Origin of the sequence: Yersinia sp. KBS0713 (genome assembly GCF_005937895.2) — a bacterium.
GTDB classification, from domain to species: domain Bacteria; phylum Pseudomonadota; class Gammaproteobacteria; order Enterobacterales; family Enterobacteriaceae; genus Yersinia; species Yersinia bercovieri.
Genome location: NZ_CP042173.1, coordinates 3,601,207 through 3,625,445, shown reverse-complemented (window position 1 = coordinate 3,625,445; position 24,239 = coordinate 3,601,207). Strand labels below are relative to the sequence as shown.

Sequence of the window (24,239 nt, the reverse complement as noted above, 5' to 3'; positions counted from 1 at the left end):
TAAATTTTCATCAGCTATTAGCCTGTTGTTTTGTGGTTGATTACTACTCTTTTATGACTATTTATATTTGATATAAATACTTTTTTTATCTGGTCATCTTAGCCGTTAGTAACAATTATATTAGAGGGAAATAATATGACTGAACTAAACTGTGAGGAAAGTAAGTCACTCCCATACTCTAAGTCAGCCCTATACTCTGTTGATAACAAAGGAATAGCTAAAGTTGTGCTAGCCTATAGTCTACTGGTCGTCGGTCTTGGGGTCATACTCAATTCTGATCTGTTTTTTGGTTATTTAGGGATGCTTACTGACACCGTTCAGCCCGTAATAAATAACATGACAAACCATTGTCCTGTTGAAGTTAAAATGCCTGTTATTCCCATGGGGCCAAGTTGGAATGGTAGTGGCGGTAATATTTAATCGCATCGACTGTCGGAACTAATTAGTAACCCTGAGTACGTTGATTTTGATTAAATAAGCCACTTGAATTTCCTCGTAAATATTAAATTTCTTTAATTTCATTTAATTTAACTTGTTAACCACCGCCTAATATTAGGCGGTGGTTAGTCAATTCACTGATATTAAAGCTGAGCAAAGCAGCGACGTGCAGCATCCACACTCTTCTGGATATCTTCCTTGCTATGCGCCACTGACATAAAACCTGCTTCAAAAGCAGAAGGCGCCAGATAAACGCCCTCTTCCAACATCAGATGGAAGAAGCGCTTGAAGCGCTCAACATCGCAATTCATGACATCCTGATAGCAGGTCACGGTTTGTGCATCGGTAAAGAAGATGCCAAACATGCCGCCGACGTGGTTAACCACCAGCGGAATATTCTCTGCTTTAGCGGCATGTAGCAGGCCTGTCGCCAGCGAGTCGGTCAGTTCAGTCAGGGTCTCATGGATACCCACCTGCGCAACTTCTGTCAGACAGGCAAAACCTGCGGCCATTGCGATGGGGTTACCGGACAGTGTACCAGCCTGATAAACCGGGCCTGTTGGTGCCAGTGCATCCATCACATCGCGGCGACCGCCGAAAGCACCGACTGGCATACCGCCACCGATGATTTTACCCAGACAGGTCAGGTCAGGGATGACATCGTAATAATCTTGCGCCCCGGCTAATGCCACACGAAAACCGGTCATCACCTCATCAATAATCAACAGCGCACCAAATTCGTCACACAGTGCGCGCAGGCCCGGCAGGAACTCTGGCAGTGGTGGCACGCAGTTCATGTTACCGGCGACGGGTTCGACGATAATACAGGCGATCTCTTGCGGATATTGCTCGAAAGCTTCGCGCACTGTGGCCAGATCGTTATAAGTGCAGGTCAGCGTGTGTTTAGCGAAATCAGCGGGTACGCCCGGCGAGTTGGGTTGGCCGAGTGTTAGCGCCCCGGAACCGGCTTTGACCAGCAGGCAGTCCGCGTGGCCGTGATAGCAGCCTTCAAACTTGATAATTTTATCGCGACCGGTGAAGCCACGAGCCAGACGAATAGCACTCATGGTCGCCTCGGTGCCTGAGTTGACCATGCGCACCATATCCATGGTTGGCACTAAGTCGGTGACCAACTTAGCCATTTTCACTTCCATCTCTGTTGGCGCACCAAAGCTCAAACCGCGCTCGACAGCTTCAATTACCGCCTGACGGATCGCCGGATGGTTATGGCCCAACACCATTGGCCCCCAAGAGCCGACATAGTCAATGTAAGCTTTACCATCTACATCAAACAAGTAGGCGCCATCAGCACGCTCAATAAATAGTGGGACGCCACCAACCCCAGTGAATGCACGCACCGGGGAGTTAACCCCGCCTGGGATTAACTGTTTTGCCTGGGCATACAGATTTTCGGACTTACTCATAAACTGGCTCCTGAATTGGGGTTGGCGATATTAGTATTGATGACATCGACGCTAATAACATCCGCCTTAGCAATAGAATAATGCTGCCCATTCTAAAGAACTGGCAGCGGTTATCAAATGATTGGGCATATTTAACCGCTAGCTTGCGCAGCGTGCCGCAAATCCAACTCGATACCATTCAAATAGCCTTACTGAGGCAGATCATTTCATCGGCGTTTAACCAAGCGCATCATGGGTAGCTAGACTAGACTTAGGCTACTGTTTATTTGTACTACTTATCATTTGGCTGAAAATCATACAAACCATGACTGATTCAACGCAAAATATCTCTTCCGAAGGCGAGACTAAACTCAAGCGTGGGCGCTTTATCCATGCTCTGGTTAACCGTGATAAAACCCCACTGATCATTCTTATTATGGCGGGTGTTGTCGGGGTCGTGACGGGGTTACTGGGGGTCGCCTTTGACCGCGGTGTCGATTGGATTCAACAACAAAGATTAGCGACGCTGGCGAAGGTGGCAGATTCTGCCATTTTGGTATGGCCACTGGCATTTATTATGTCGGCGCTATTGGCGATGCTGGGCTATTTTCTCGTGCGTCGTTTTGCTCCTGAGGCCGGTGGTTCGGGGATCCCCGAGATCGAAGGCGCGATGGAGGAGATGCGCCCGGTGCGCTGGTGGCGGGTCATCCCCGTTAAGTTTATTGGCGGCCTTGGGACATTAGGGGCGGGCATGGTGTTAGGCCGTGAGGGGCCGATGGTGCAGATGGGGGGTAACAGTGGGCGCATGATTGTCGATATTTTCCGTCTGCGCAGCCCTGAAGCACGGCACTCATTATTGGCGACGGGTGCAGCAGCGGGTCTTTCTGCCGCCTTTAATGCCCCGTTAGCGGGGATTTTGTTCGTCATTGAAGAGATGCGCTCGCAGTTCCGCTACAGTCTGGTCTCAATCAAAGCGGTATTTGTCGGGGTAATTACCTCAACCATTGTCTATCGCTATTTTAATGGCGAGCGCGCGATTATTGAGGTGGGTAAACTTGGTGATGTCCCGCTGAATACCCTATGGCTTTACCTCCTGCTCGGCACTATTTTTGGTGCGGTGGGCGTAATGTTCAACGCCCTGATATTTCGCACGCAGGATCTGTTTATGCGCTTCCACGGTGGCGATTGGCGCAAGCTGGTGTTGATCGGTGGTTTATTGGGGGGGATGTGCGGCCTGCTGGCATTGATTCATGGCGAGGCGGTGGGCGGCGGCTTTACATTAATTCCTATCGCGCTGGCCGGCAACTTCAGCATTGGTATGTTGATCTTCATCTTTGTTGCCCGAGTTATTACTACCTTGCTGTGCTTTGGTTCGGGTGCACCGGGCGGAATATTTGCCCCGATGTTGGCTCTGGGGACCATACTGGGCACCGCTTTTGGCCTATCTTGTGCACACTTTTTCCCAGAATATGGTATTGAGGCTGGAACCTTCGCTATCGCCGGGATGGGCGCACTGTTTGCCGCTTCAGTACGCGCACCATTGACTGGGTTGGTATTGGTGTTGGAAATGACCGATAATTATCAACTTATTTTGCCGATGATTGTTACCTGTCTGGGGGCGACATTAATTGCCCAGTTTATGGGGGGTAAGCCCTTGTATTCAGCTATTTTGGCCCGCACTTTAGAGAGACAAGAACAAGCAGCATCTGCGGCAGCACAGCAACAACCGGTGGTTGAAAGTCATGCTCAAACAGGTAAGTAATATATAACATTAGTCAGCAATACTTGAATGAACTACTCAGGTATTGGATAATTGATGCATAGATCAGGCTGCCATTGTAGTAACCTGCAACTCGAATATCGGTTGGGAGTGATGAGTATGAGCGACGAAACAGTACTGCCCCTACAGTTTACCGAGGCAGCAGCTAAAAAAGTTAAGCTGCTGATTTCTGATGAGGAAAATCCAAATCTGAAGCTGCGGGTTTACATTACCGGTGGCGGATGCAGCGGGTTCCAGTATGGCTTTACCTTTGATGATCAGATCAATGATGGTGATATGACCATTGAAAAACAAGGCGTTGAGCTGGTAGTTGATCCAATGAGTCTGCAATATCTGGTCGGCGGTGCAGTGGATTACACCGAAGGGCTAGAAGGTTCGCGCTTTGTCGTGACTAACCCGAATGCGAAGAGTACCTGTGGATGCGGTTCTTCCTTCAGTATTTAAATTACCCGTCCCCCTTGCTGAAACGCCAATGACTTTGGGTAATCGTTTTATCTCTACGTTGGAAATAAAGCTACCATCAAAATTTCGATAAAAAAAACCGCAACGTTGTGTGAGCTGCGGTTTTTTTACATCTGCACCTTACCACTCAACAGTAATCAACTGCGCCATCTGACGAGTGCTGTTTTTACTAAGCAGCATGCCATCAGGAGCAATAAAGGTATGGCTGATTTTAGGTTCTGTAACCAATCCACCTCCTTTATGACATTGTATTGCTGGGTAATTCGCTTTTGAATCATGGGTGGTATCTACATTCTGATTCGATGATTTCACCTGGCAAGATGACACGATAGTCAGGCGTATATCTATTGTGCCGCTAAGCCCCTGAGCTAGCGACGAACTGGCAAAAAATACCAGCCAAAACATAAGAAAAATAGCTTTCATGATTTTAACTGCAGTTAACCTGTCGGTGTCCCATTTAGCCTGCCAAATGGGGATATCCTTCTTACTTGACGCCGCAGCGTTGTTAGCTGCTCTCACTCACCCAAATCACTGACTAGTGTCAGCTCATTGGGATTTATTCGTTTGCTGCCTAGCTGCAAAAGCAATAACTATAGATAGATATCGGCTAATTATATAAAAACTTGAAGATTTGAATCACATCAACACAAATGCTCTATCTTGATTGATAGGATCATAAAGAGAGCTAATAGACTGGGTGAAAGTCTAAAAGTTCGGCGCTGAACCTAAAAAACCAGCGCATAGTACAAAAAATACGCTTTATTGCACAGGGAATCTTGCGAGGGCCGCTATTAATGCTCAATTTCAAATGTTGGCAGTTTTAAGCGCCAGCGGATGGCGGCAAGGCGGATACCGAGTGTTATCACCATCCCCAGCATCATTGCTTGCTGTAATGGCATGCCAAAAGTATAGAACGCTGTGGCATGGACAATGCCGCCAATGATGCAGGCGGTGGCGTAGATTTCAGTCCGCAGGATCATCGGGATCTCACGGGCTAATACATCGCGGATAATCCCGCCGCCGACACCGGTGATGACACCCATGCAGATAGCTACCAGTGGGCTGGCACCTGCAGCAAAGGCTTTATTGACGCCAATACCGACAAACACCGCCAAACCAATGGCATCAAGCACTGGCAGGATCCATTTTGGTGTTCGCCTCGGCTGACGTACCAGCAAAATAGTTGCCAGACAGGTTACCATCGCGACCACTAAATCGGTGGGATCTTTTACCCAAAATACCGGGCCATTGGCTAATGCCATATCACGTATTGTGCCGCCCCCGACAGCCGTCACCACCCCCAAAACCAACACGCCAAACGGGTCCATGCGCAACTTCCCCGCCAGCAATACACCAGAGATAGCAAATACCGCAGTACCTAAAATATCCAGCCAATAAACCAGCATTAATGTGACTCCGCCACAGGGGATGGAAGACTGGCCATTTGTTGGCACAGCTGCTTAGCGGCCAGCAGAATACGTGGGCCAGCGCGATTAAACCAGTCCTCATTGAGGGTTATCACCGGTACAGCAAGCTGAGGCCGCCAAAAGGCGCTGATGCTCTCTGCCTGAGACTTATCACCACTCACCACAATAACTTGTGGCTGGCGGATCATCACTTGTTCGCGGCTCACCTGCGGCCAGGGAACCCGGCTGCCCGCAAAAATATTCTCTCCACCACAGAGGGAAACTATCTCGCTCTGTAATGTATGCCCGGAACTGGTAAATAAGGGCTGTGTCCCAAATTGCAGAAAAGTACGTAATGGGGTTTGACGGGCATAGTGGTGGCGTAACTCCGTGACTTGCTGACGCAACTGCTCAGCGGCTCGATGGGCCTGCTCAGGATGAGGGCTGTACTGTGCCAACTTATCCAGATCACCGGCTATTTGGTCAATATTTACCGGATCAGAATAGAAGATCGGAATGCCAAAAGAGGCCAGTTGATCCAGTGGGCGTTGTGGATTTCCGCCACGCCAGGCGAGGATCAAACTGGGCTTGAGTGCCAGAATACGCTCGACATTTACCCCTTGCCACGATGCCACATGTTCCAGTTTCTTTGCCGCTTCGGGATAATCGGAGTAAGCACTTACAGCAACCAGCTTATCCCCCAATCCAGCGGCATAGGCCAGCTCAGTCGTGCTGGGCGACAGACTGATAATCCGCTCTGCTGCCAGTGCCTGCAAGGAGAACAGGCTAAGGGCAAACAGCCCGAGCAATAATAGGATAATTGCTCGGGGCAAGGTTATTGCAGCTCGCGCCAGGGGGGCAATACTGAACTGCCCCATTAACCGCGTTGAGCCAGCGTGGTTAACATGGCTTCGATCATCAGTGTCGACTGTTTAGCGGCGACAACCAGGAATTCATCAAAGCTCAGGTGAGACTCTTGATCTGCGACATCTGAAATAGCGCGTACGACAACGAATGGCGTCTTGAACAGATGACAAACATGGCCGATTGCTGCGGCTTCCATTTCAACTGCGGCTACGGTCGGGAAGGTGGTGCGAATACGCTCCAGAGGGGCGGCACCATTAATAAATGCATCTCCGCTGCAAATCAGGCCGCGTACTGCGTTTAAATTCAATTGCTTGATGCAACTTTCCGCCAGCGCAATCAGGCTGGCATCAGCAACGAAAGCGGCTGGGCAACCGGCCATCTGGCCCGGTTCATAGCCAAAGGCAGTGACATCGGCATCGTGGTAGCGAACCTCAGTCGAGACCACGATATCGCCCACTTTCAGGCTGGAAGCCAGGCCACCCGCCGAACCAGTGTTGATCACGATATCAGGTTGGAAATGTTCTAGCAGCAAGGTGCTACCCATTGCGGCTGCTACCTTGCCAATACCTGACTTCAGTAATGCGACATCCACGCCATTGAGTTGGCCGCTATAAATTTCGCAACCCGCCCGGGATAAGGTTTGGCGATTTTCAATTTTGTCACGCAGCAGCGTCACTTCTTCTTCCATTGCACCAATAATGCCAACTTTCATAGGGATACCTGCTGATTTTAACGAGTGAATTCATCTGTAATTATCGGCATACAGTTTATCAGCTAAGTGAGATCTTCGGGTAGCTAAGCAAAGATAATGCGTAATGTGCCGCAGTTCATACGTTATCAATTGCTTCTACGAGCAAGAGTGGGTATCACTGTTTGTATTGAAATATCAGGGGGAAATATGTCTGGGATCGACTTTAAGCAGAAAATCAGTTTTCAGCGGCCATTTGGTAAATCTAGTTCGGCGGAAGATGAATATGAGATTACCCGGGTATTTGAAAGCGATCGTGGGCGTATTGTAAACTCTGCCGCTATTCGGCGTTTACAACAAAAAACCCAGGTGTTTCCGCTGGAGCGTAATGCCGCGGTACGCAGCCGCTTAACTCACTCACTAGAAGTCCAGCAGGTGGGCCGCTATATTGCCAAAGAAGTCCTTAATCGCTTTAAGCAGGATAAGAAAATCACGACTTATGGGCTGGATAAGTTGCTTGATCCCTTTGAAAGTATTGTGGAAATGGCCTGTCTGATGCATGACATCGGCAATCCGCCCTTTGGTCATTTTGGTGAGTCAGCAATCAATAACTGGTTTACCAAGCAGATGGATCCAAATGGAGGAGGGATCGAGCCACGGGGCAAGGATCATTGTCAGGTAAATGCATTGAGGCTGCGGGAAGGGGAAGCAGAACTTAATGTGCTGCGCAGCAAAATTCGCCATGATTTGAGTCAGTTCGAAGGTAACGCACAAGCGATACGGCTGGTTTACAGCTTATTAAAACTGAATCTGACCTATGCTCAGGTGGGCTGTATCCTTAAATATACCAAACCGGCTTATTGGTCAGGCGATATTCCACCTTCCCATAACTATTTGATGAAAAAACCCGGTTTTTATCTTGCCGAAGAGAACTATGTTAAAGATTTGCGCCGTGAACTCAATATGGGAGAGTTTGACCGTTTTCCGCTGACCTATATTATGGAAGCTGCCGATGATATCTCTTATTGTATTGCCGATTTAGAAGACGCAGTGGAAAAAAATATTTTCAGCGTCGAGCAACTTTATGATCATATGGTGAAGGAGTGGGGCGATGTTACCCATGGTGATCTGTTTGATAAAGTGGTGGGTGGGGCATTTCGGCAATTAGGACGCGAACAAGGTCGGCGAAGTACCGAAGATCAATTTTTTATGTATTTACGAGTCAATACGGTAGGGAAATTAGTTCCACATGCCGCACAGCGTTTTATTGAGAATCTACCCGCAGTATTTTCCGGTTCCTTTAATCAGGCATTATTAGAAGATTCCAGTGCTGCATGTAAATTACTGCAAATTTTTAAAAAGGTAGCTGTAAAGCACGTATTTAATCATCCTGAAGTAGAACAGCTTGAATTACAAGGGTATAGAGTTATTAGTGGGTTGCTCGATATTTATAGTCCGCTATTAGCTATGCCGCAAACGGCATTTACGGCATTAGTCACAGAAGATAACCACCGTCAGTATCTCATTGAAACCCGATTATTCCATAAATTATCAACTAAGCACCGGTTGGCTTATGCTGAATCCGTGGAGCGGTTACGTAAATTACCGCCTGAACAATATGAGATATATGAATATTATTATCGTGCTCGTTTAATTCAGGATTATATCAGTGGCATGACTGATCTTTATGCTTATGATGAATATCGGCGCTTAATGGCTGCGGAATAGTATGCAGGCAAATTTAATTGTCCGTTTAATTAACTGTAGTTTTGTAAAGACGGACAATATTTTTTACTATTCTGATTCTTGGGTCTGTGAACTTCATCCCCCATATTTAATCTTACTATGCAAGACGGCATTAGTCTGCGACTCACCATTTATTGAATCATTATTAATTGTATAGCGAGAAACAAAATAGATGAAGAAAACAACTTTAGTGTTAAGTGCATTGGCATTGAGCATCGGTTTAGTCATGGGGCCGGTTTCTTCTGCCATTTCGGCAGAAACGGCGCCTTCTAGCAGCCAGCTGCTCCCTAGCCTGGCGCCAATGCTAGAGAAAGTCATGCCTTCCGTGGTCAGTATCAATGTGGAAGGCAGCACCCAGGTAAGCAATGCAGCTGCTGGTGGTATACCACCACAGTTCCAGCAGTTCTTTGGTGATGATTCACCATTCTGCCAGGACGGTTCTCCGTTCCAGGGTTCTCCGATGTGTCAGGGGGGGCAAGGCGGTAAAGGCGCTGTGCCAAGCAAGCAGGAGTTCCGTGCACTGGGTTCGGGTGTAATTATTGATGCGGCTAAAGGTTACGTCGTTACCAATAACCACGTGGTGGATAATGCGACCAAAATCAATGTCAAGTTGAGCGATGGCCGCAGCTATGAAGCGAAAGTGATTGGTAAAGATCCACGTACTGATATTGCGTTATTGCAGCTGAAAGATTTTAAAAATCTGACCGCAATTAAAATGGCAGATTCTGATCAACTGCGCGTAGGCGACTATACCGTTGCTATCGGTAACCCATATGGTCTGGGCGAAACCGTCACCTCTGGTATTGTCTCTGCCTTGGGCCGTAGCGGTCTGAACGTGGAAAACTACGAAAACTTTATCCAGACTGATGCGGCGATTAACCGTGGTAACTCTGGGGGGGCTTTGATCAACCTGAGCGGTGAGCTGATCGGGATCAATACCGCTATTTTGGCACCAGACGGCGGCAACATTGGGATTGGTTTTGCCATTCCGAGCAACATGGTGAAAAACCTGACATCTCAGATGGTTGAGTTTGGTCAGGTGAAACGCGGTGAGCTGGGTATCATGGGTGCTGAGCTGAACTCTGAGCTAGCAAAAGCGATGAATGTTGATGCGCAGAAAGGGGCCTTTATCAGCCAGGTCGTGCCGAAATCTGCTGCGGCAAAAGCCGGGATCAAAGCTGGTGATGTAATTGTTAGCATGAATGGTAAACCAATCAATAGCTTCGCCGGCTTCCGTGCCGAAATTGGTACTCTGCCAGTGGGTAGCAAAATGACCTTAGGTCTGCTGCGTGACGGCAAACCTGTCAATGTGGAAGTAACATTGGAGCAGAGCAGCCAGGCACAGGTTGATTCAGGCAATATCTATACCGGCATTGAAGGTGCTGAACTGAGCAACTCTGATGTGAATGGTAAGAAAGGCGTGAAAGTCGATAACGTGAAAGCGGGGAGTGCAGCTGCACGTATCGGTCTGAAAAAAGGCGATATCATCATTGGGATTAACCAGCAACCGGTCCAGAATCTAGGTGAGTTGCGGAAAATCCTCGATACCAAACCATCGGTATTGGCATTGAACATTCAGCGTGGTGATACTTCTCTCTATTTGTTGATGCAGTAACCGATATTTATGTGGCGCTAAGCATCCAATAAATAGCGTCAAAAAGGGCACAGGGATTTATCGCTGTGCCCTTTTTATTTCTGCGGTTCGGATGAGTGCTACGCCGCCCCTAAGTAGCTTTTAGCGGCATAGCGGACATTCTCTATCTCATCTAACAATTCAAACCATTCAGGTTGCAAATCCTGCAAATCAGTTTGCTGACGCAATTGCTGTTCGATTGTCATGCACAGCTGTTTTAGCCGTGGTACACCGCTACATGCACAGCTGCCGTGGAATTTGTGAATCAGATTCAGGATATCGTCATCATCTGTTCCTGCCAGAATCGCCTGCACACGATCTGTTACCTGCGGCATAAACGCTAACAGCATGGTGAGTAGATCTTTGGCGAGATCCTCTTTATTTGCTGCCTGCCTGATAGCCAATGGCCAATCTATTGCTCCTGCATATGCAAGCGGCACGATTGGCCGGATATCATCCTTCATCTCGAGTGGTGACGAGCTATCGTGCTTATAACGGGAGAGCGCTTGTATCAATCGGGCTTCATCAATAGGTTTTGCCAGATAATCAGCCATACCCAATTTTAATAACTGCTCTTGCTGCCCCCTGACCGCATGAGCGGTGACGGCAATGATCGGAGTGTCCAGATGATGGGACATCTGATGAATGATTTCACTGGCGCGGATGCCGTCAATTTCTGGCATTTGAATATCCATTAAAATGATATCCAAGGTGTTTTCGCGGGCATAGGCAATGGCTTTCGCCCCGCTGTCGCAGAGCACGGTTTCTGCAACTTGCTCTTCCAGCAGGGTGCCAATCAATTTCAGATTAGCCGGATTATCGTCAACTGCCATCACTTTAAACGGTAATTTAAGCGGTTTCTCTGCTTGCTCTTCAACCAGTGATACCTCAAGCGGCTCTTCAGATAAAAATAAAGGAATCAAACGATTAGATGATAATGGCTTGATGAGACATGCTTTTGCGCCCAGCTGTTTAAGCTGCTCGGCCTCCACCTGTGATTGGCTTGGCAGCGCCAGAATAACCCGCTCGGAGATCTTCATCGCCGCCACCAGTTTATCCTGATGAACAGCCATGTTATTACGGAACGGAATGGGTACGCCGACCAGCAGAAAATCATAATGTTGCACTGGCAATTGCGCTAATGTCGGGCTATGGGTTATCTGCAACGGCGTGATGCTGAGAATATCAAGTGCGGCCCTGGCGGCAGAGGCGTTGCGCTCAATATAGGCCAGCGTTTTCCCCTCTAAATATGACATATCCGGTTGGCGATAAGAGAGCGTTTCATTGAGATCCAGAGTGAGGTGGAATTTGAAGGTTGAGCCGCGATCCACCTGGCTGAGGAAGCTGATATCGCCCCCCATCTCTTTGACCAATCGTTCGGTAATCACCAGTCCAAGCCCGGTGCCGCCATGGCGGCGTGAGATACTGGCATCCGCTTGACGAAACGCCTGGAATAGTTGGGCCTGCTGCGATTCAGAAATTCCGATGCCTGTATCCTGAATCTCAACCACTAGGGTCACTCTCTGCGCCGTTAGTACTTGCGCGGTAACCAGAATATCGATATTGCCCTGTTCGGTGAATTTAATCGCATTACCGAGCAAGTTTGTGACAATTTGCTGCAAACGCATCGCATCCCCGACCACCTGCTCCGGGACATCATTGTTAATATGCAGTGTCAGTTCCAGCCCCTTCTCATGAGCTGTGTGCGCCAGCAGGATAATCACTTCATCCAGTGTGCTACGGAGCGAGAAGGGGATATGTTCCAAAATCAGTTTTTCGGCTTCCAGTTTGGAGAAGTCCAGCACGTCATTAATGATGCATAACAAATTATTGGCCGAGCGTTGGATTGTTTGTAAATAGTCGGTTTGCGTCGGAGTCAGTGATGTTTTCAGTGTTTGCCGGGTAAAGCCAATCACGCCGTTTAGCGGAGTTCGCAGCTCGTGGGACATGTTCGCCAGAAACTCAGATTTAATGCGAGCCGCTTCCTGAGCGCGCTTATTCGCCAACCCAAGCTCGACGTTTTGTATCTCCATCTGCTCCAGGGTTTCACGCAAATCGGATGTGGCTTGATCGATATTTTGCTGCATCTCTTCGTGATAGGCCGCCAACGACATCGCCATCGAATTGATACCATTTTTCAAAATATTCAGCTCACCGAGCATATGCCCTTCGACGCGGCTATCTAACTGCCCACGGCGGATCCGGTCGACGGCATTCACCATGTTGCGGATCGGGCCGGTGACATCACGCATTAGACGATAAGCAAACAAAATCGCTACACACATGCAGAACAGCAACAGTAGGGTCGAAATAAAGATCTCTTTATATTGCTGCAAACGCACGGATTGCAGATCCAGATCGATGGCGATATAGCCCAGTGGCCGACTGGTGATATCTGAATCTGACTCCCGATCACTGGATAAATTAGATTCGGAGACAATGGGCATACGCATGACCAGAGAGTCGCCGCGATAGGAGAGCATCAGCGAACGGGGGATGGGTTCGCCTTTGGGTAACCTTAATTGTGAGGAGTTGTAATTATAGTTAGATGTGACAAAAAGATGGTTATCTGCGTCGAAAACCGAAATTGACCGAACAATATTTGAGTGACGACGATGAAAGAGATTTATCAACTGTCGGACGGTATCGCGGTTACGGAAGGTCATTCCGTACTCACTGGCAACCGCCAGCGGTTCAATAATGTTAGTGCCAGCGTTAACTATTTGGTTTTGCAGCTCATTATAGCGATTGACCATAAAGGAAGTGCTGAGTAACAGCCCAAGAAGCAGCGTGGGGGCCAGGATTAAAATCATCATGCGCGCGCGAAGACTGTATTTGGTCATGGTATTCCAATGTGGGAGAATTGGCAGCTTATAAAACTGACGCTCGATCAATCATTATGGCGCAATTCTACTCTGCAAACCGACGTGTGACGACCCGACAAACGATAACTGTGACCGTAAACTCCCTCGACCCTTTTGGTCAGGGCGTTGCGCGCCATCAAGGTAAAGCTATTTTTATCCCTGGCGCTTTACCGGGAGAGCAAGCTGAAATTGAGCTGGTTGAGCAAAAACGCCAGTATGGCCGTGGCAAAATTAAACGTTTGCTGAACCAATGCAGCGAAAGGGTCGCGCCTCCTTGCCCTCACTTTGGAATTTGTGGAGGCTGTCAGCAGCAACACGCCTGTAGCCAACTGCAACAAACGAGCAAAGCCGATTCGCTCTCGCGGTTGATAGCGCACGCAACAGGTCTCTGCCCTAAGTTAGAGCCGGTTATCTGCGGGCCTGAGTATGGCTATCGGCGGCGGGCGAGGTTGGGGCTGCTCTATCAGCCAAAACAGCATCGATTACAGATGGGATTTCGCCAAACCGAGTCTCACGATTTGGTCAGCGTGAAGCACTGCCCAGTTCTGCGGCCGGAGTTGGAGCGCCTGTTGCAACCGCTTTATCAGTGTCTATCCGCCTTACAGGCGGTGCAGCGGCTAGGGCATGTGGAGTTGGTGTTGGCCGACAATGGGCCGTTGCTGGTTTTACGTCACCTTGATACCCTTAAACAGGTAGATCGCACCGCGCTAATTGATTTTGCTAAACGTGAGCAGGTGACGTTTTATCTGGCTGGTGATGGCGAGAATCTGGAAAAACTCATTGGTGAGGAACCCTATTACCAGATTGATGGTCTACGTTTAGCATTTCACCCGCGAGATTTTATTCAGGTCAATGATGTTGTCAACCAGAAAATGGTGGCTCAGGCTATCGCCTGGCTTGATGTACAGCCACAGGAGCGGGTGCTGGATCTGTTCTGCGGCATGGGTAATTTCACCTTGCCGCTGGCAAAGCGCGCGCGGGAAGTTGTCGGAGTGGAAGGAGTTGCGGCGCTGGTGGCGAATGGGCAGTATAATGCGCGGAATAATGCATTGCCTAACGTGTCATTTTTTCATGAAAATCTGGAATCCGATATCAGTTGCCAGCCGTGGGCGGTTCAAGGATTCGACAAAGTATTATTAGACCCGGCACGCGCTGGCGCTGCTGGGGTTATGTCACATATAGTTAAACTGGCGCCAAAGCGGGTGGTGTATGTTTCGTGTAATCCCACTACGCTGGCACGGGATAGTCAGGTGTTGTTAGCCGCCGGTTACCGTCTTGCTCAGGTGCGAATGTTGGATATGTTCCCCCACACCGGGCATCTTGAATCTATGGCGCTGTTCATGCAGGCGTCAGGGGTCGCAAAGTAGGGAGAAGTTATGGTTGCGGTACGAAGTGCACATTTGAATCCAGCGGGCGAGTTTGCTCTCGACGATTGGATCGCCAGTTTGGGGCTTCCCAATCCGCAGTCATGTGAGCGATTAGCCGAAACCTGGCGTTACTGTGAGCAGCAGACGCAAAACCATCCCGACGCCTCGTTGCTGCTGTGGCGCGGCCTTGAAATGGTTGAAATTCTTTCCACCCTAAGCATGGATAATGACAGTATGCGCGCGGCGCTGCTGTTCCCGCTAGCGGATGCCAATGTGGTGGATGAAGCCACACTGACCGAGCAATTTGGCAAAGGCATCACCTATCTGGTGCACGGTGTGCGCGATATGGACGCCATTCGTCAGTTGAAAGCCACCCACAATGACTCCATGAGCTCCGAGCAAGTGGATAACGTGCGCCGTATGCTACTGGCGATGGTGGAAGATTTCCGCTGCGTGGTGATCAAACTGGCAGAACGCATCGCCCATCTGCGCGAAGTGAAAGATGCGCCAGAAGAGATTCGTGTTTTGGCCGCCAAAGAGTGCTCCAATATCTATGCGCCGCTGGCTAACCGCCTCGGGATCGGCCAGATAAAATGGGAGCTGGAAGACTTCTGTTTCCGTTATCTGCACCCCGACGAATATAAGCAAATTGCCAAATTACTCCACGAACGACGTATCGATCGTGAGCAATTCATTGATGACTTCGTTGCTTCATTGCACAAAGCGATGGCGGATGAAGGTATCAAAGCTGAGATTTATGGTCGCCCCAAGCATATCTACAGTATCTGGCGCAAAATGCAGAAAAAATCGCTCGCTTTTGATGAGCTATTTGATGTGCGCGCTGTGCGGGTGGTGGTGGAGCGCTTGCAGGATTGCTACGCCGCGCTGGGGATTGTGCATACCCATTTTCGTCATTTACCGGATGAATTTGATGATTATGTCGCTAACCCTAAACCCAATGGTTATCAGTCGATCCATACCGTGGTATTAGGCCCGCGCGGAAAAACTCTGGAAATTCAGATTCGTACCCGCCAGATGCATGAAGATGCCGAGCTGGGGGTTGCTGCGCACTGGAAGTACAAAGAGGGGGCCGTGGTCGCAGGCCGCTCTGGTTATGAAGGGCGCATTGCCTGGTTACGCAAACTGATTGCCTGGCAGGAAGAGATGGCTGATTCCGGCGAGATGCTGGATGAAGTGCGCAGTCAGGTATTTGACGATCGGGTATATGTGTTTACCCCGAAAGGCGATGTTATTGATCTTCCAGCCGGTTCTACGCCACTGGACTTTGCTTATCATATCCACAGTGATGTGGGCCATCGCTGTATTGGTGCAAAAATCAGTGGGCGCATTGTGCCCTTTACCTATCAGTTGCAGATGGGTGATCAGATTGAAATCATCACTCAGAAACAGCCGAATCCAAGTCGCGACTGGCTGAACCCTAACCTCGGTTACGTCACCACCAGCCGTGGGCGATCCAAGATACATAACTGGTTCCGAAAACAAGATAGAGACAAGAATATTCTTGCTGGTCGGCAGATGTTGGATGACGAGCTGGAGCATATGGATATCAGCCTGAAAGAGGCTGAGAAGCTACTGGTGCCGCGCTATAACATGAATTCTATGGATGAAGTGTTGGCGGCCATTGGTGGTGGTGATATCCGTCTGAATCAGATGGTGAACTTCCTGCAGGGGAAACTGAACAAGCCGACGGCGGAAGAGGCTGATTTAGAAGCATTACGCCACCTGAAGAATAAAACGCAGCAACCGCCGCGCAATGCCAGCAAAGACAGTGGGCGTATTGTGGTCGAGGGTGTCGGCAATCTGATGCACCACATTGCTCGCTGTTGCCAGCCGATCCCCGGTGATGAAATTATTGGCTTTATCACCCAGGGGCGGGGGATATCAATCCACCGCGCCGATTGCGAGCAGTTGGCTGAATTGCAATCTCATGCGCCAGAGCGGATTGTTGATGCCGTCTGGGGTGAAAGCTACTCCAGCGGCTATTCGCTGGTGGTGCGAGTAAGCGCCAACGATCGCAGTGGATTGTTGCGCGATATCACCACCATTTTGGCGAATGAAAAAGTCAACGTGCTGGGTGTTGCTAGCCGTAGTGATACCAAAAAGATGATGGCAACTATTGATATGGATATCGAGATCTATAACTTGCAGGTGTTGGGGCGGGTATTGGCGAAGTTGAATCAGTTGCCGGATGTGATAGATGCCCGTCGGCTGCACGGCAATTAAAACTATCTATACCCAAAGCCATTGGGGTTGCAGCTAGGCGGCAAGCAAACAAATCCCGATGAACTTACTCAGGTAAGTGATTCGGGTGAGTGAGCGCAGCTAACAACCCTGCGGCTTCAAGGGCGAAGGGTATAAGCGGCTACTGCGCTTTGGCATATTGATAAAAAATGTATCTGCTGCGGAGAGAATTAGGCAGATCGTAAAGACGCCGTAAACCCACCCCTGGGGGCTGGTGCCGCGCCATCCGTGGTGCGGACACTTTACTCTTCTGCCTATCCTTTCCGCTGATATTGTGCAAATAACAAAAGTGATAAATCGTCATGACCCAAATTTCGACTCCCAACTCCACCGCCTTAGCTCTGCAACGTTTGTTGGATATTATGCGCACCTTGCGTGACCCTGAGCACGGCTGTCCGTGGGATCGTAAGCAGACTTTTGACACTATTGCGCCCTACACGTTGGAAGAGACTTATGAAGTGCTTGATGCGATTCAGCGCAAGGATTTCGACGATCTTCGCGACGAATTGGGTGATCTGCTGTTTCAGGTGGTGTTTTATGCGCAAATGGGGCAGGAGCAGGGGCGGTTTGCGTTTGATGATGTGTGTCACGCCATCAGTGATAAGCTGGTGCGCCGCCATCCGCATGTGTTCCCCAATGAAGCTCAGCACGCCGCTGAGGCGACTATTGGCAGTGAAGCCGCGCTGGCAGGTTGGGAGTCCCGTAAAGCGGAGGAGCGGGCCGAAAAGGCACTGTATTCGGCTTTGGATGATATCCCTGATGCACTGCCCGCATTGATGAAAGCCCATAAAATCCAGAAACGCTGTGCGTCGGTGGGCTTTGATTGGGATACGCTGGGGCCAGTGCTGGATAAAGTCTACGAAGAGATTGATGAGGTGATGTTCGAGGCGCGTCAAGCGGTGGTCGATGAGGATAAGTTGGGCGAAGAGATCGGTGATTTGTTGTTTGCCACGGTGAATTTATCCCGCCATTTAGGTCATAAAGCGGAAAATGCTCTACAGGCGGCTAATCGTAAGTTTGAGCGGCGTTTTCGTCAGGTAGAACAAATAGTTACAGCATCAGGTCGTACCATGGAGAGTGCCACACTCGCTGAGATGGAAGCCGCCTGGCAGCAAGTTAAAAAGCAAGAAACTGAAATGTAAGGTGTTTTAATTCATTTTACGGATGGTTGTTGAATTTTAATTACGTTAATATATTGAATTATAACGGATAGTAAGACGATGTTCCGCGCGGTTTTGGCAGCGAAAACCGCCATGGTCGTGGAGATCATTTGTAGCGAAACCAAGGTTCCGGTATACTACTTTCCCGTCCTGGTACTTCCATCGTCTTTAAACCTAAACTCTCAGGTTCAGCATGACAACTAATTATATTTTTGTGACCGGCGGGGTCGTATCCTCTCTGGGTAAAGGCATTGCCGCAGCCTCTCTGGCGGCTATACTTGAAGCCCGTGGCCTCAACGTTACCATCATGAAACTGGACCCGTATATCAACGTGGATCCGGGCACCATGAGCCCGACACAACACGGGGAAGTTTTTGTCACCGAAGATGGTGCTGAGACCGATCTGGACTTAGGGCACTATGAGCGCTTTATTCGCACCAAAATGACCCGTCGTAATAACTTCACTACGGGGCGCATCTATTCTGAAGTCCTGCGTAAAGAGCGTCGTGGCGACTATCTGGGTGCAACTATTCAGGTTATTCCTCATATCACCAATGCCATCAAAGAGCGCATCATCGAAGGCGGCGAAGGCCACGATGTGGTATTGGTTGAGATTGGCGGCACCGTAGGTGATATCGAATCCCTGCCATTCCTGGAAGCTATTCGTCAGATGGCGGTTGATGTTGGCCGCGAGCACACGCTTTACATGCACCTGACATTGGTTCCTTATCTGGCTGCGGCTGGTGAAGTGAAAACCAAGCCAACGCAACATTCGGTAAAAGAGCTACTTTCAATTGGTATTCAGCCAGATGTGCTGATTTGCCGTTCTGATCGCGCAGTTCCTGCTAATGAACGTGCCAAAATCGCGCTGTTCTGTAATGTGCCAGAAAAAGCGGTTATCTCCCTAAAAGACGTTGATTCCATTTATAAAATCCCAGGGCTATTGAAATCACAGGGCCTTGACGATTATATTTGTAAACGATTCAGCTTAACTTGTCCTGAAGCAAATCTCGCTGAGTGGGAACAGGTATTATACGAAGAATCAAATCCAGGTGGCGAAGTGACCATCGGGATGATTGGTAAATACGTAGAACTGCCGGATGCCTATAAGTCTGTAATTGAAGCCCTGAAGCACGGTGGGTTGAAAAATCGCCTGACGGTGAACATCAAGCTGATTGATTCGCAGGATGTTGAGACACGCGGCGAAGAGATGCTGAAAGGGCTGGATGCTATCCTTATTCCTGGTGGTTTCGGCTACCGTGGTGTGGAAGGCAAGGTTCTGGCGGCACGCTATGCCCGTGAACACAATATTCCTTACCTGGGCATCTGCCTGGGGATGCAAGTTGCACTGATGGAGTTTGCCCGCAATGTTGTGGGAATGGAAAACGCGAACTCCACAGAATTTGTGCCAGACTGTAAGTATCCGGTGGTTGCATTAATCACCGAATGGCGTGATGAAAACGGCAACGTTGAAGTGCGTTCGGAAGAGAGCGATTTGGGCGGTACTATGCGTGTAGGTGGGCAACCTTGCAACCTGACTGAAGGTAGCTTGGTACGTCAGATGTATGGCGAACCTACCATCGTTGAGCGCCACCGTCATCGTTATGAAGTCAACAATATGCTGTTGAAGCAGATTGAAGCTGCCGGGTTGCGTGTTGCCGGGCGTTCTGCGGATAACAAACTGGTGGAAATTATCGAGTTGCCAAACCATCCATGGTTTGTGGCTTGTCAGTTCCATCCAGAATTTACTTCGACGCCACGTGATGGTCACCCGTTGTTCGCCGGCTTTGTGAAAGCGGCTGGTGATTATCAGAAGCGCCAGGTGAAATAAAATATTTGGTAGAAGGGGCGGCAGCGATGTCGCCCCCTCTGTCTGGAGTTTTAGTTTAACTTGTACTGAGGAAAATCTAATGTCCAAAATCGTTAAAGTCATCGGTCGCGAAATCATCGACTCCCGTGGTAACCCAACTGTAGAAGCCGAAGTTCATCTGGAAGGCGGTTTTGTTGGTTTGGCTGCGGCACCATCAGGTGCTTCTACTGGTTCCCGTGAAGCACTGGAACTGCGTGACGGTGACAAATCCCGTTTCCTGGGCAAAGGCGTTCTGAAAGCCGTTGCCGCAGTAAATGGTCCAATTGCTCAGGCAGTTTTGGGTAAAGATGCCAAAGACCAGGCTAACATCGATAAAATTATGATCGATTTGGACGGTACTGAGAACAAATCCCAGTTTGGTGCTAACGCCATCCTGGCTGTTTCTCTGGCAGCAGCGAAAGCAGCAGCAGCGTCTAAAGGCATGCCTTTGTACGAGCACATTGCTGAATTGAACGGCACCCCAGGTAAGTTCTCTATGCCACTGCCTATGATGAACATCATCAACGGCGGCGAACATGCTGATAACAACGTTGATATTCAAGAGTTTATGATTCAGCCAGTCGGCGCTAAAACTCTGAAAGAAGCTGTTCGCATCGGTTCTGAAGTGTTCCATACTTTGGCTAAGGTTTTGAAATCCAAAGGCATGAGCACTGCAGTCGGCGACGAAGGCGGTTATGCACCAAACTTGGGTTCTAACGCTGAAGCACTGGCTGTTATCGCTGAAGCGGTAAAACAAGCTGGCTACGAGTTAGGCAAAGATGTGACTCTGGCGATGGACTGTGCGGCGTCTGAATTCTACAAAGACGGCAAATATGTTCTGGCCGGCGAAGGCAACAAAGCCTTCACTTCTGAAGAGTTCACTCACTTCCTGGAAGATCTGACTAAACAGTACCCAATCGTCTCTATCGAAGATGGCCTGGACGAATCTGACTGGGCTGGCTTCAAATACCAGACCGAAGTTCTGGGTGACAAAATCCAGCTGGTTGGTGATGATCTGTTTGTAACCAACACCAAGATCCTGAAAGAAGGTATCGAGAAAGGTGTTGCTAACTCTATCCTGATTAAATTCAACCAGATCGGTTCTTTGACCGAAACTCTGGCTGCTATCAAGATGGCGAAAGATGCAGGTTACACCGCGGTTATCTCTCACCGTTCAGGCGAAACCGAAGATGCTACCATTGCCGATCTGGCAGTAGGTACTGCAGCAGGCCAAATCAAAACCGGTTCTATGAGCCGTTCTGACCGTGTTGCTAAATACAACCAACTGATCCGTATTGAAGAGGCGCTGGGCGACCGCGCACCATTCAACGGTCTGAAAGAAGTGAAAGGTCAGTAATCTTACTGCGCCTTATCTTCTGAAAAGTTGATTGAAAAATCCACTTCGGTGGGTTAATGAGATGATCACCCCCACCCTGTGAGCGATAAGCTGACAGGGTGTTTTATTTTGGGGCATCATCTAAAAAAACAGCAGAGTTGGCAGTTAATCCACTATCAACTTCAATGTGTTATCTGAAGATTGTCTGTTTAGGCAAAACCAAGATGAAATATAATCAGTGTTGCCAAAGTGGAGATAACCATAGACTTATAGTCTTAATATTATCATTAATATAGCTATCCGATTGTTAACTATAATTTAGGTGTATTTTTTATTCTTTCTCAATAATAATGTTATATTCTTATTGTTATAAAAATAAGTATTATAAAGATAATATCATTAGGCATATAATTTAATTTTATATAGTATCAATTAGTAAGTATGCTAGTGTTAATAAAAACTAATTGGAGTATATAATGGATTATCATTTTGAAAATGAATACAATTCTAGTTCTTTATCCACAGAGATAGCTGAAGATATTAAGTTAATTAGTGAAGGGATTTATATTGATGGGGCACACAGAGCTGACTTTAGCTCGGTTAAGTCTGATAAGGTAAGCGATAAAGTCGCTAAACTAATGCATCGCTATGGTGTTTATGGCAAAACCGATGTGGCAGCATTATACATACTTGAGAAACTGAAGGTTGACGACCACTCGCTGGAGTATGTTGCTAAGAAAATTTCTAATTTTGATGTGCTTGATTTCATTAAAATGGTGAAGTGTGGCGTTAAGGATATAGAAACCTATCTTTTTTATAAAGAAATTATACGGTATAAAAAGGAAGTAAGGGAAGTAATAAAGGATCTCCTTCAACCGAAGGAGATGGGTTCTTATGTGAATGAACAATCTTATTACATAAATAAATATCCTGAACACAGCAAACTGATTAATTCATCTTCTAGCCGCGGAATGGTGCACATAGGAAATCTAGCATCATTGATTGTATTATCTGCTCATAAATTGACTGACGATCTGTTAATTTCGGCTAAGGAGAAAAATATAGAGAATCATATTCTTTTCGCCGCGATTAAGTCTGTGGATAGTCATGAGGTAATAAAAAGTATATTTATTGATTTAGGTAAAACCCCTATTACTGAAAAAGAATTTATTGATGTTACTCTTGGCAAGTTAACAATAGATGAGATCAAATTTGACTATAATGAAAAAACGGCAAAGTTACAGAAAGAAATGGATGACTTAAATAAGGAAATGTTTGGCGATACTTATCTAGATAGTGGCCATGCAGTTGATAGCGCTATTCTTAGTGACGCGACAGCGGCAATGCCGGAATTTCGTGATGAGTTATTATCTTTTGCTTTTGAGAAGCGATTAAACCAGGAAACAACCGCCATACCTTCTTCTTTATTCAAAGCTATTGTGCTAGGCCACGGAGCAACGCTCTGACAGACGTTAAAAGTCAGTCATGACTGCACTCTACTTTTTGTTGTCATTGATTGCCCTTTGCCAGATTCATCTGAATCTGGCAAATAACCCTCATCTGACTCACATCTATAACACTGCTATCGTGCAGATAATTCATCAACAGTTATCCTTATTAATCACCCGAATGACTCGATAATCATGCATAAAGGAAGATAACTGATGAAATTGAAATACTTACTGTTACCGGCGATGCTGTTCTCCGGTAGCTTGCTGGCTGCCAGCGTTACCGTGACCATGAATGAATCTCTGCCCGAAGGTAATGGCAAGGTGCTGGGTACTGTTACAGTAACAGAAACCGCTTATGGTTTATTGTTTACCCCCAATCTGACTGGGCTGGCAGCAGGTATCCATGGGTTCCATCTGCATGAAAAGCCAAGTTGTGCACCGGGCCAGAAAGAGGGTAAAGCCGTGCCTGCCCTTGCCGCTGGTGGCCACCTTGACCCGCAAAAAACCGACACTCACCTTGGCCCTTATAATGATAAAGGGCATCTGGGGGATTTACCGGGGCTAGTGGTCAATGCTGATGGCACCGCCACCTATCAGCTCTTGGCTCCGCGCCTGAAATCGTTATCCGAGCTGAAACAACATGCGCTGATGATCCATGCCGGTGGTGATAACTATGCTGACCATCCAATGCCACTGGGTGGTGGCGGTGCTCGCATGGCCTGCGGTGTTATTGAGTAACGCTCTGATACAAACAAACTGGCACTCTGGGGGCTGCCGGTTTGGTGAAGGCGAGGGAATCTGCAATAATTGCCCATTGGCCTAATCACGATATAGAGATACTGATGCTGTACCCGATTAATGAGATGTTCCAGACCTTGCAGGGCGAGGGTTACTTCACCGGCGTTCCGGCGATTTTTGTGCGCTTGCAGGGTTGCCCGGTAGGCTGTAGTTGGTGCGACACCAAGCATACCTGGGAAAAAGAGGCAGATCGGGAAGTCGATATGCAGCGCATTATGGTGAAAACCGCTGAAAGTGATGCCTGGGGTTCTGCCAGCGAACAGCAGCTATTGGCTATCTTTTCTCAGCAAGGATATACCGCTCGCCATGTGGTGATAACCGGCGGGGAGCCGGCTATCTACGATCTGCTACCGCTAACATCTGTATTGGAGCAAGCCGGTTACAGCTGCCAGATTGAAACCAGCGGCACGCACGAGGTGCAGTGCTCAGCAGCCACTTGGGTCACTGTTTCGCCGAAAGTGAAGATGCGCGGTGGCTTGAAAATATTGCCGCAAGCATTGCAGCGCGCAGATGAAATTAAGCATCCGGTGGGGCGCTTACGGGATATCGAAGCGCTGGAGGTGTTATTGGCTACTCTACATGATGATAAAAAACGGATAATTGCGTTGCAGCCCATCAGTCAGAAAGATGATGCAACCAAACTCTGCATTGAAACCTGTATCGCCAGGAACTGGCGGCTCTCCATGCAGACGCATAAATACCTAAACATAGCTTAAGGTGCAGGGCGTG

The 24,239-nt window shown here is 48.3% G+C and carries 19 protein-coding genes; 13 read left to right on the top strand and 6 right to left on the bottom strand.

What is annotated here, in order from left to right; all coding sequences use genetic code 11:
- Positions 1 to 135: 135 nt before the first annotated feature.
- A complete protein-coding gene (locus FFE93_RS17330; protein ID WP_049599710.1) occupies positions 136 to 420 on the top strand; it encodes a hypothetical protein in 285 nt (94 codons plus the stop codon).
- A 161-nt stretch (positions 421 to 581) separates the two neighbouring features.
- Here FFE93_RS17330 and hemL read toward each other — a convergent pair whose 3' ends face one another.
- Positions 582 to 1,862 (bottom strand): glutamate-1-semialdehyde 2,1-aminomutase, encoded by a 1,281-nt coding sequence (hemL, locus tag FFE93_RS17325; RefSeq protein WP_138775662.1) that lies wholly within the window; start codon positions 1,860 to 1,862, stop codon positions 582 to 584.
- Between the two features lie 304 nt (positions 1,863 to 2,166).
- Between hemL and clcA the strand changes: the two genes are divergently transcribed.
- Both clcA and erpA read left to right on the top strand, forming a co-directional pair.
- The gene (gene clcA / locus FFE93_RS17320) at positions 2,167 to 3,603 is read left to right on the top strand and encodes a H(+)/Cl(-) exchange transporter ClcA (RefSeq protein WP_005276507.1); all 1,437 of its coding nucleotides are present in this window, start codon (positions 2,167 to 2,169) and stop codon (positions 3,601 to 3,603) included.
- A gap of 117 nt (positions 3,604 to 3,720) precedes the next feature.
- Positions 3,721 to 4,065, top strand: a complete 345-nt coding sequence (erpA, locus tag FFE93_RS17315; protein WP_005276505.1) for an iron-sulfur cluster insertion protein ErpA — start codon at positions 3,721 to 3,723, stop codon at positions 4,063 to 4,065.
- Positions 4,066 to 4,203: 138 nt separating this feature from the next.
- Here erpA and FFE93_RS17310 read toward each other — a convergent pair whose 3' ends face one another.
- From FFE93_RS17310 to mtnN, 4 genes are all read right to left on the bottom strand, one after another.
- A complete protein-coding gene (locus FFE93_RS17310; protein WP_138775660.1) occupies positions 4,204 to 4,602 on the bottom strand; it encodes a hypothetical protein in 399 nt (132 codons plus the stop codon).
- Positions 4,603 to 4,874: 272 nt separating this feature from the next.
- Positions 4,875 to 5,489 carry a TRIC cation channel family protein gene (locus FFE93_RS17305; protein WP_019211026.1) on the bottom strand — a complete coding sequence of 205 codons (615 nt, stop codon included), beginning with the start codon at positions 5,487 to 5,489 and terminating at the stop codon, positions 4,875 to 4,877.
- The gene (gene btuF / locus FFE93_RS17300) at positions 5,489 to 6,367 is read right to left on the bottom strand and encodes a vitamin B12 ABC transporter substrate-binding protein BtuF (RefSeq protein WP_054872222.1); all 879 of its coding nucleotides are present in this window, start codon (positions 6,365 to 6,367) and stop codon (positions 5,489 to 5,491) included. The genes FFE93_RS17305 and btuF overlap by 1 nt, the downstream gene beginning before the upstream one ends.
- Positions 6,367 to 7,068: a 5'-methylthioadenosine/S-adenosylhomocysteine nucleosidase gene (gene mtnN, locus FFE93_RS17295; protein ID WP_138775658.1), complete on the bottom strand. Its 702-nt coding sequence runs from the start codon at positions 7,066 to 7,068 to the stop codon at positions 6,367 to 6,369. The genes btuF and mtnN overlap by 1 nt, the downstream gene beginning before the upstream one ends.
- A gap of 186 nt (positions 7,069 to 7,254) precedes the next feature.
- On the opposite strand from mtnN, the gene dgt reads away from it, so the two are divergent.
- Positions 7,255 to 8,772 (top strand): dGTPase, encoded by a 1,518-nt coding sequence (dgt, locus tag FFE93_RS17290; RefSeq protein WP_138775656.1) that lies wholly within the window; start codon positions 7,255 to 7,257, stop codon positions 8,770 to 8,772.
- Positions 8,773 to 8,962: 190 nt separating this feature from the next.
- Positions 8,963 to 10,405: a serine endoprotease DegP gene (degP, locus tag FFE93_RS17285; RefSeq protein ID WP_138775654.1), complete on the top strand. Its 1,443-nt coding sequence runs from the start codon at positions 8,963 to 8,965 to the stop codon at positions 10,403 to 10,405.
- Positions 10,406 to 10,503: 98 nt separating this feature from the next.
- Here the strand turns inward: degP and barA are convergent, their stop codons facing one another.
- Positions 10,504 to 13,266: a two-component sensor histidine kinase BarA gene (barA, locus tag FFE93_RS17280; RefSeq protein ID WP_032899083.1), complete on the bottom strand. Its 2,763-nt coding sequence runs from the start codon at positions 13,264 to 13,266 to the stop codon at positions 10,504 to 10,506.
- A gap of 56 nt (positions 13,267 to 13,322) precedes the next feature.
- On the opposite strand from barA, the gene rlmD reads away from it, so the two are divergent.
- The 8 genes from rlmD (at position 13,323) to queE (ending at position 24,226) form a co-directional block, all read left to right on the top strand.
- Positions 13,323 to 14,654 carry a 23S rRNA (uracil(1939)-C(5))-methyltransferase RlmD gene (gene rlmD, locus FFE93_RS17275; RefSeq protein ID WP_138775652.1) on the top strand — a complete coding sequence of 444 codons (1,332 nt, stop codon included), beginning with the start codon at positions 13,323 to 13,325 and terminating at the stop codon, positions 14,652 to 14,654.
- A gap of 9 nt (positions 14,655 to 14,663) precedes the next feature.
- The gene (relA, locus tag FFE93_RS17270; protein WP_049599698.1) at positions 14,664 to 16,898 is read left to right on the top strand and encodes a GTP diphosphokinase; all 2,235 of its coding nucleotides are present in this window, start codon (positions 14,664 to 14,666) and stop codon (positions 16,896 to 16,898) included.
- Between the two features lie 320 nt (positions 16,899 to 17,218).
- Entirely contained in the window at positions 17,219 to 18,058 is an 840-nt protein-coding gene (gene mazG, locus FFE93_RS17265) for a nucleoside triphosphate pyrophosphohydrolase (RefSeq protein ID WP_057647984.1), read from the top strand.
- Between the two features lie 211 nt (positions 18,059 to 18,269).
- Complete coding sequence (pyrG, locus tag FFE93_RS17260) at positions 18,270 to 19,907, top strand: glutamine hydrolyzing CTP synthase (RefSeq protein ID WP_032899044.1); 1,638 nt, start codon at positions 18,270 to 18,272, stop codon at positions 19,905 to 19,907.
- Positions 19,908 to 19,986: 79 nt separating this feature from the next.
- The gene (eno, locus tag FFE93_RS17255; RefSeq protein ID WP_004875041.1) at positions 19,987 to 21,282 is read left to right on the top strand and encodes a phosphopyruvate hydratase; all 1,296 of its coding nucleotides are present in this window, start codon (positions 19,987 to 19,989) and stop codon (positions 21,280 to 21,282) included.
- 455 nt (positions 21,283 to 21,737) lie between these two features.
- On the top strand, positions 21,738 to 22,727 hold the full coding sequence (locus tag FFE93_RS17250; RefSeq protein WP_138775650.1) for a hypothetical protein: 990 nt from the start codon (positions 21,738 to 21,740) through the stop codon (positions 22,725 to 22,727).
- Positions 22,728 to 22,925: 198 nt separating this feature from the next.
- Positions 22,926 to 23,450, top strand: a complete 525-nt coding sequence (gene sodC / locus FFE93_RS17245) for a superoxide dismutase family protein (protein WP_138775648.1) — start codon at positions 22,926 to 22,928, stop codon at positions 23,448 to 23,450.
- Positions 23,451 to 23,554: 104 nt separating this feature from the next.
- Complete coding sequence (queE, locus tag FFE93_RS17240; RefSeq protein WP_005279395.1) at positions 23,555 to 24,226, top strand: 7-carboxy-7-deazaguanine synthase QueE; 672 nt, start codon at positions 23,555 to 23,557, stop codon at positions 24,224 to 24,226.
- Positions 24,227 to 24,239 lie beyond the last annotated feature (13 nt).

Excerpts from the sequence above, each read along its gene's own strand:
- degP (WP_138775654.1), top strand. The coding sequence starts at position 8,963 with ATGAAGAAAACAACTTTAGTGTTAAGTGCATTGGCATTGAGCATCGGT.
- sodC (WP_138775648.1), top strand. The coding sequence starts at position 22,926 with ATGAAATTGAAATACTTACTGTTACCGGCGATGCTGTTCTCCGGTAGC.
- FFE93_RS17330 (WP_049599710.1), top strand. The coding sequence starts at position 136 with ATGACTGAACTAAACTGTGAGGAAAGTAAGTCACTCCCATACTCTAAG.
- dgt (WP_138775656.1), top strand. The coding sequence starts at position 7,255 with ATGTCTGGGATCGACTTTAAGCAGAAAATCAGTTTTCAGCGGCCATTT.
- hemL (WP_138775662.1), bottom strand. The coding sequence starts at position 1,862 with ATGAGTAAGTCCGAAAATCTGTATGCCCAGGCAAAACAGTTAATCCCA.
- pyrG (WP_032899044.1), top strand. The coding sequence starts at position 18,270 with ATGACAACTAATTATATTTTTGTGACCGGCGGGGTCGTATCCTCTCTG.
- mtnN (WP_138775658.1), bottom strand. The coding sequence starts at position 7,068 with ATGAAAGTTGGCATTATTGGTGCAATGGAAGAAGAAGTGACGCTGCTG.
- FFE93_RS17305 (WP_019211026.1), bottom strand. The coding sequence starts at position 5,489 with ATGCTGGTTTATTGGCTGGATATTTTAGGTACTGCGGTATTTGCTATC.
- clcA (WP_005276507.1), top strand. The coding sequence starts at position 2,167 with ATGACTGATTCAACGCAAAATATCTCTTCCGAAGGCGAGACTAAACTC.
- FFE93_RS17250 (WP_138775650.1), top strand. The coding sequence starts at position 21,738 with ATGGATTATCATTTTGAAAATGAATACAATTCTAGTTCTTTATCCACA.
- queE (WP_005279395.1), top strand. The coding sequence starts at position 23,555 with ATGCTGTACCCGATTAATGAGATGTTCCAGACCTTGCAGGGCGAGGGT.
- btuF (WP_054872222.1), bottom strand. The coding sequence starts at position 6,367 with ATGGGGCAGTTCAGTATTGCCCCCCTGGCGCGAGCTGCAATAACCTTG.
- relA (WP_049599698.1), top strand. The coding sequence starts at position 14,664 with ATGGTTGCGGTACGAAGTGCACATTTGAATCCAGCGGGCGAGTTTGCT.
- rlmD (WP_138775652.1), top strand. The coding sequence starts at position 13,323 with ATGGCGCAATTCTACTCTGCAAACCGACGTGTGACGACCCGACAAACG.
- mazG (WP_057647984.1), top strand. The coding sequence starts at position 17,219 with ATGACCCAAATTTCGACTCCCAACTCCACCGCCTTAGCTCTGCAACGT.
- barA (WP_032899083.1), bottom strand. The coding sequence starts at position 13,266 with ATGACCAAATACAGTCTTCGCGCGCGCATGATGATTTTAATCCTGGCC.
- eno (WP_004875041.1), top strand. The coding sequence starts at position 19,987 with ATGTCCAAAATCGTTAAAGTCATCGGTCGCGAAATCATCGACTCCCGT.
- erpA (WP_005276505.1), top strand. The coding sequence starts at position 3,721 with ATGAGCGACGAAACAGTACTGCCCCTACAGTTTACCGAGGCAGCAGCT.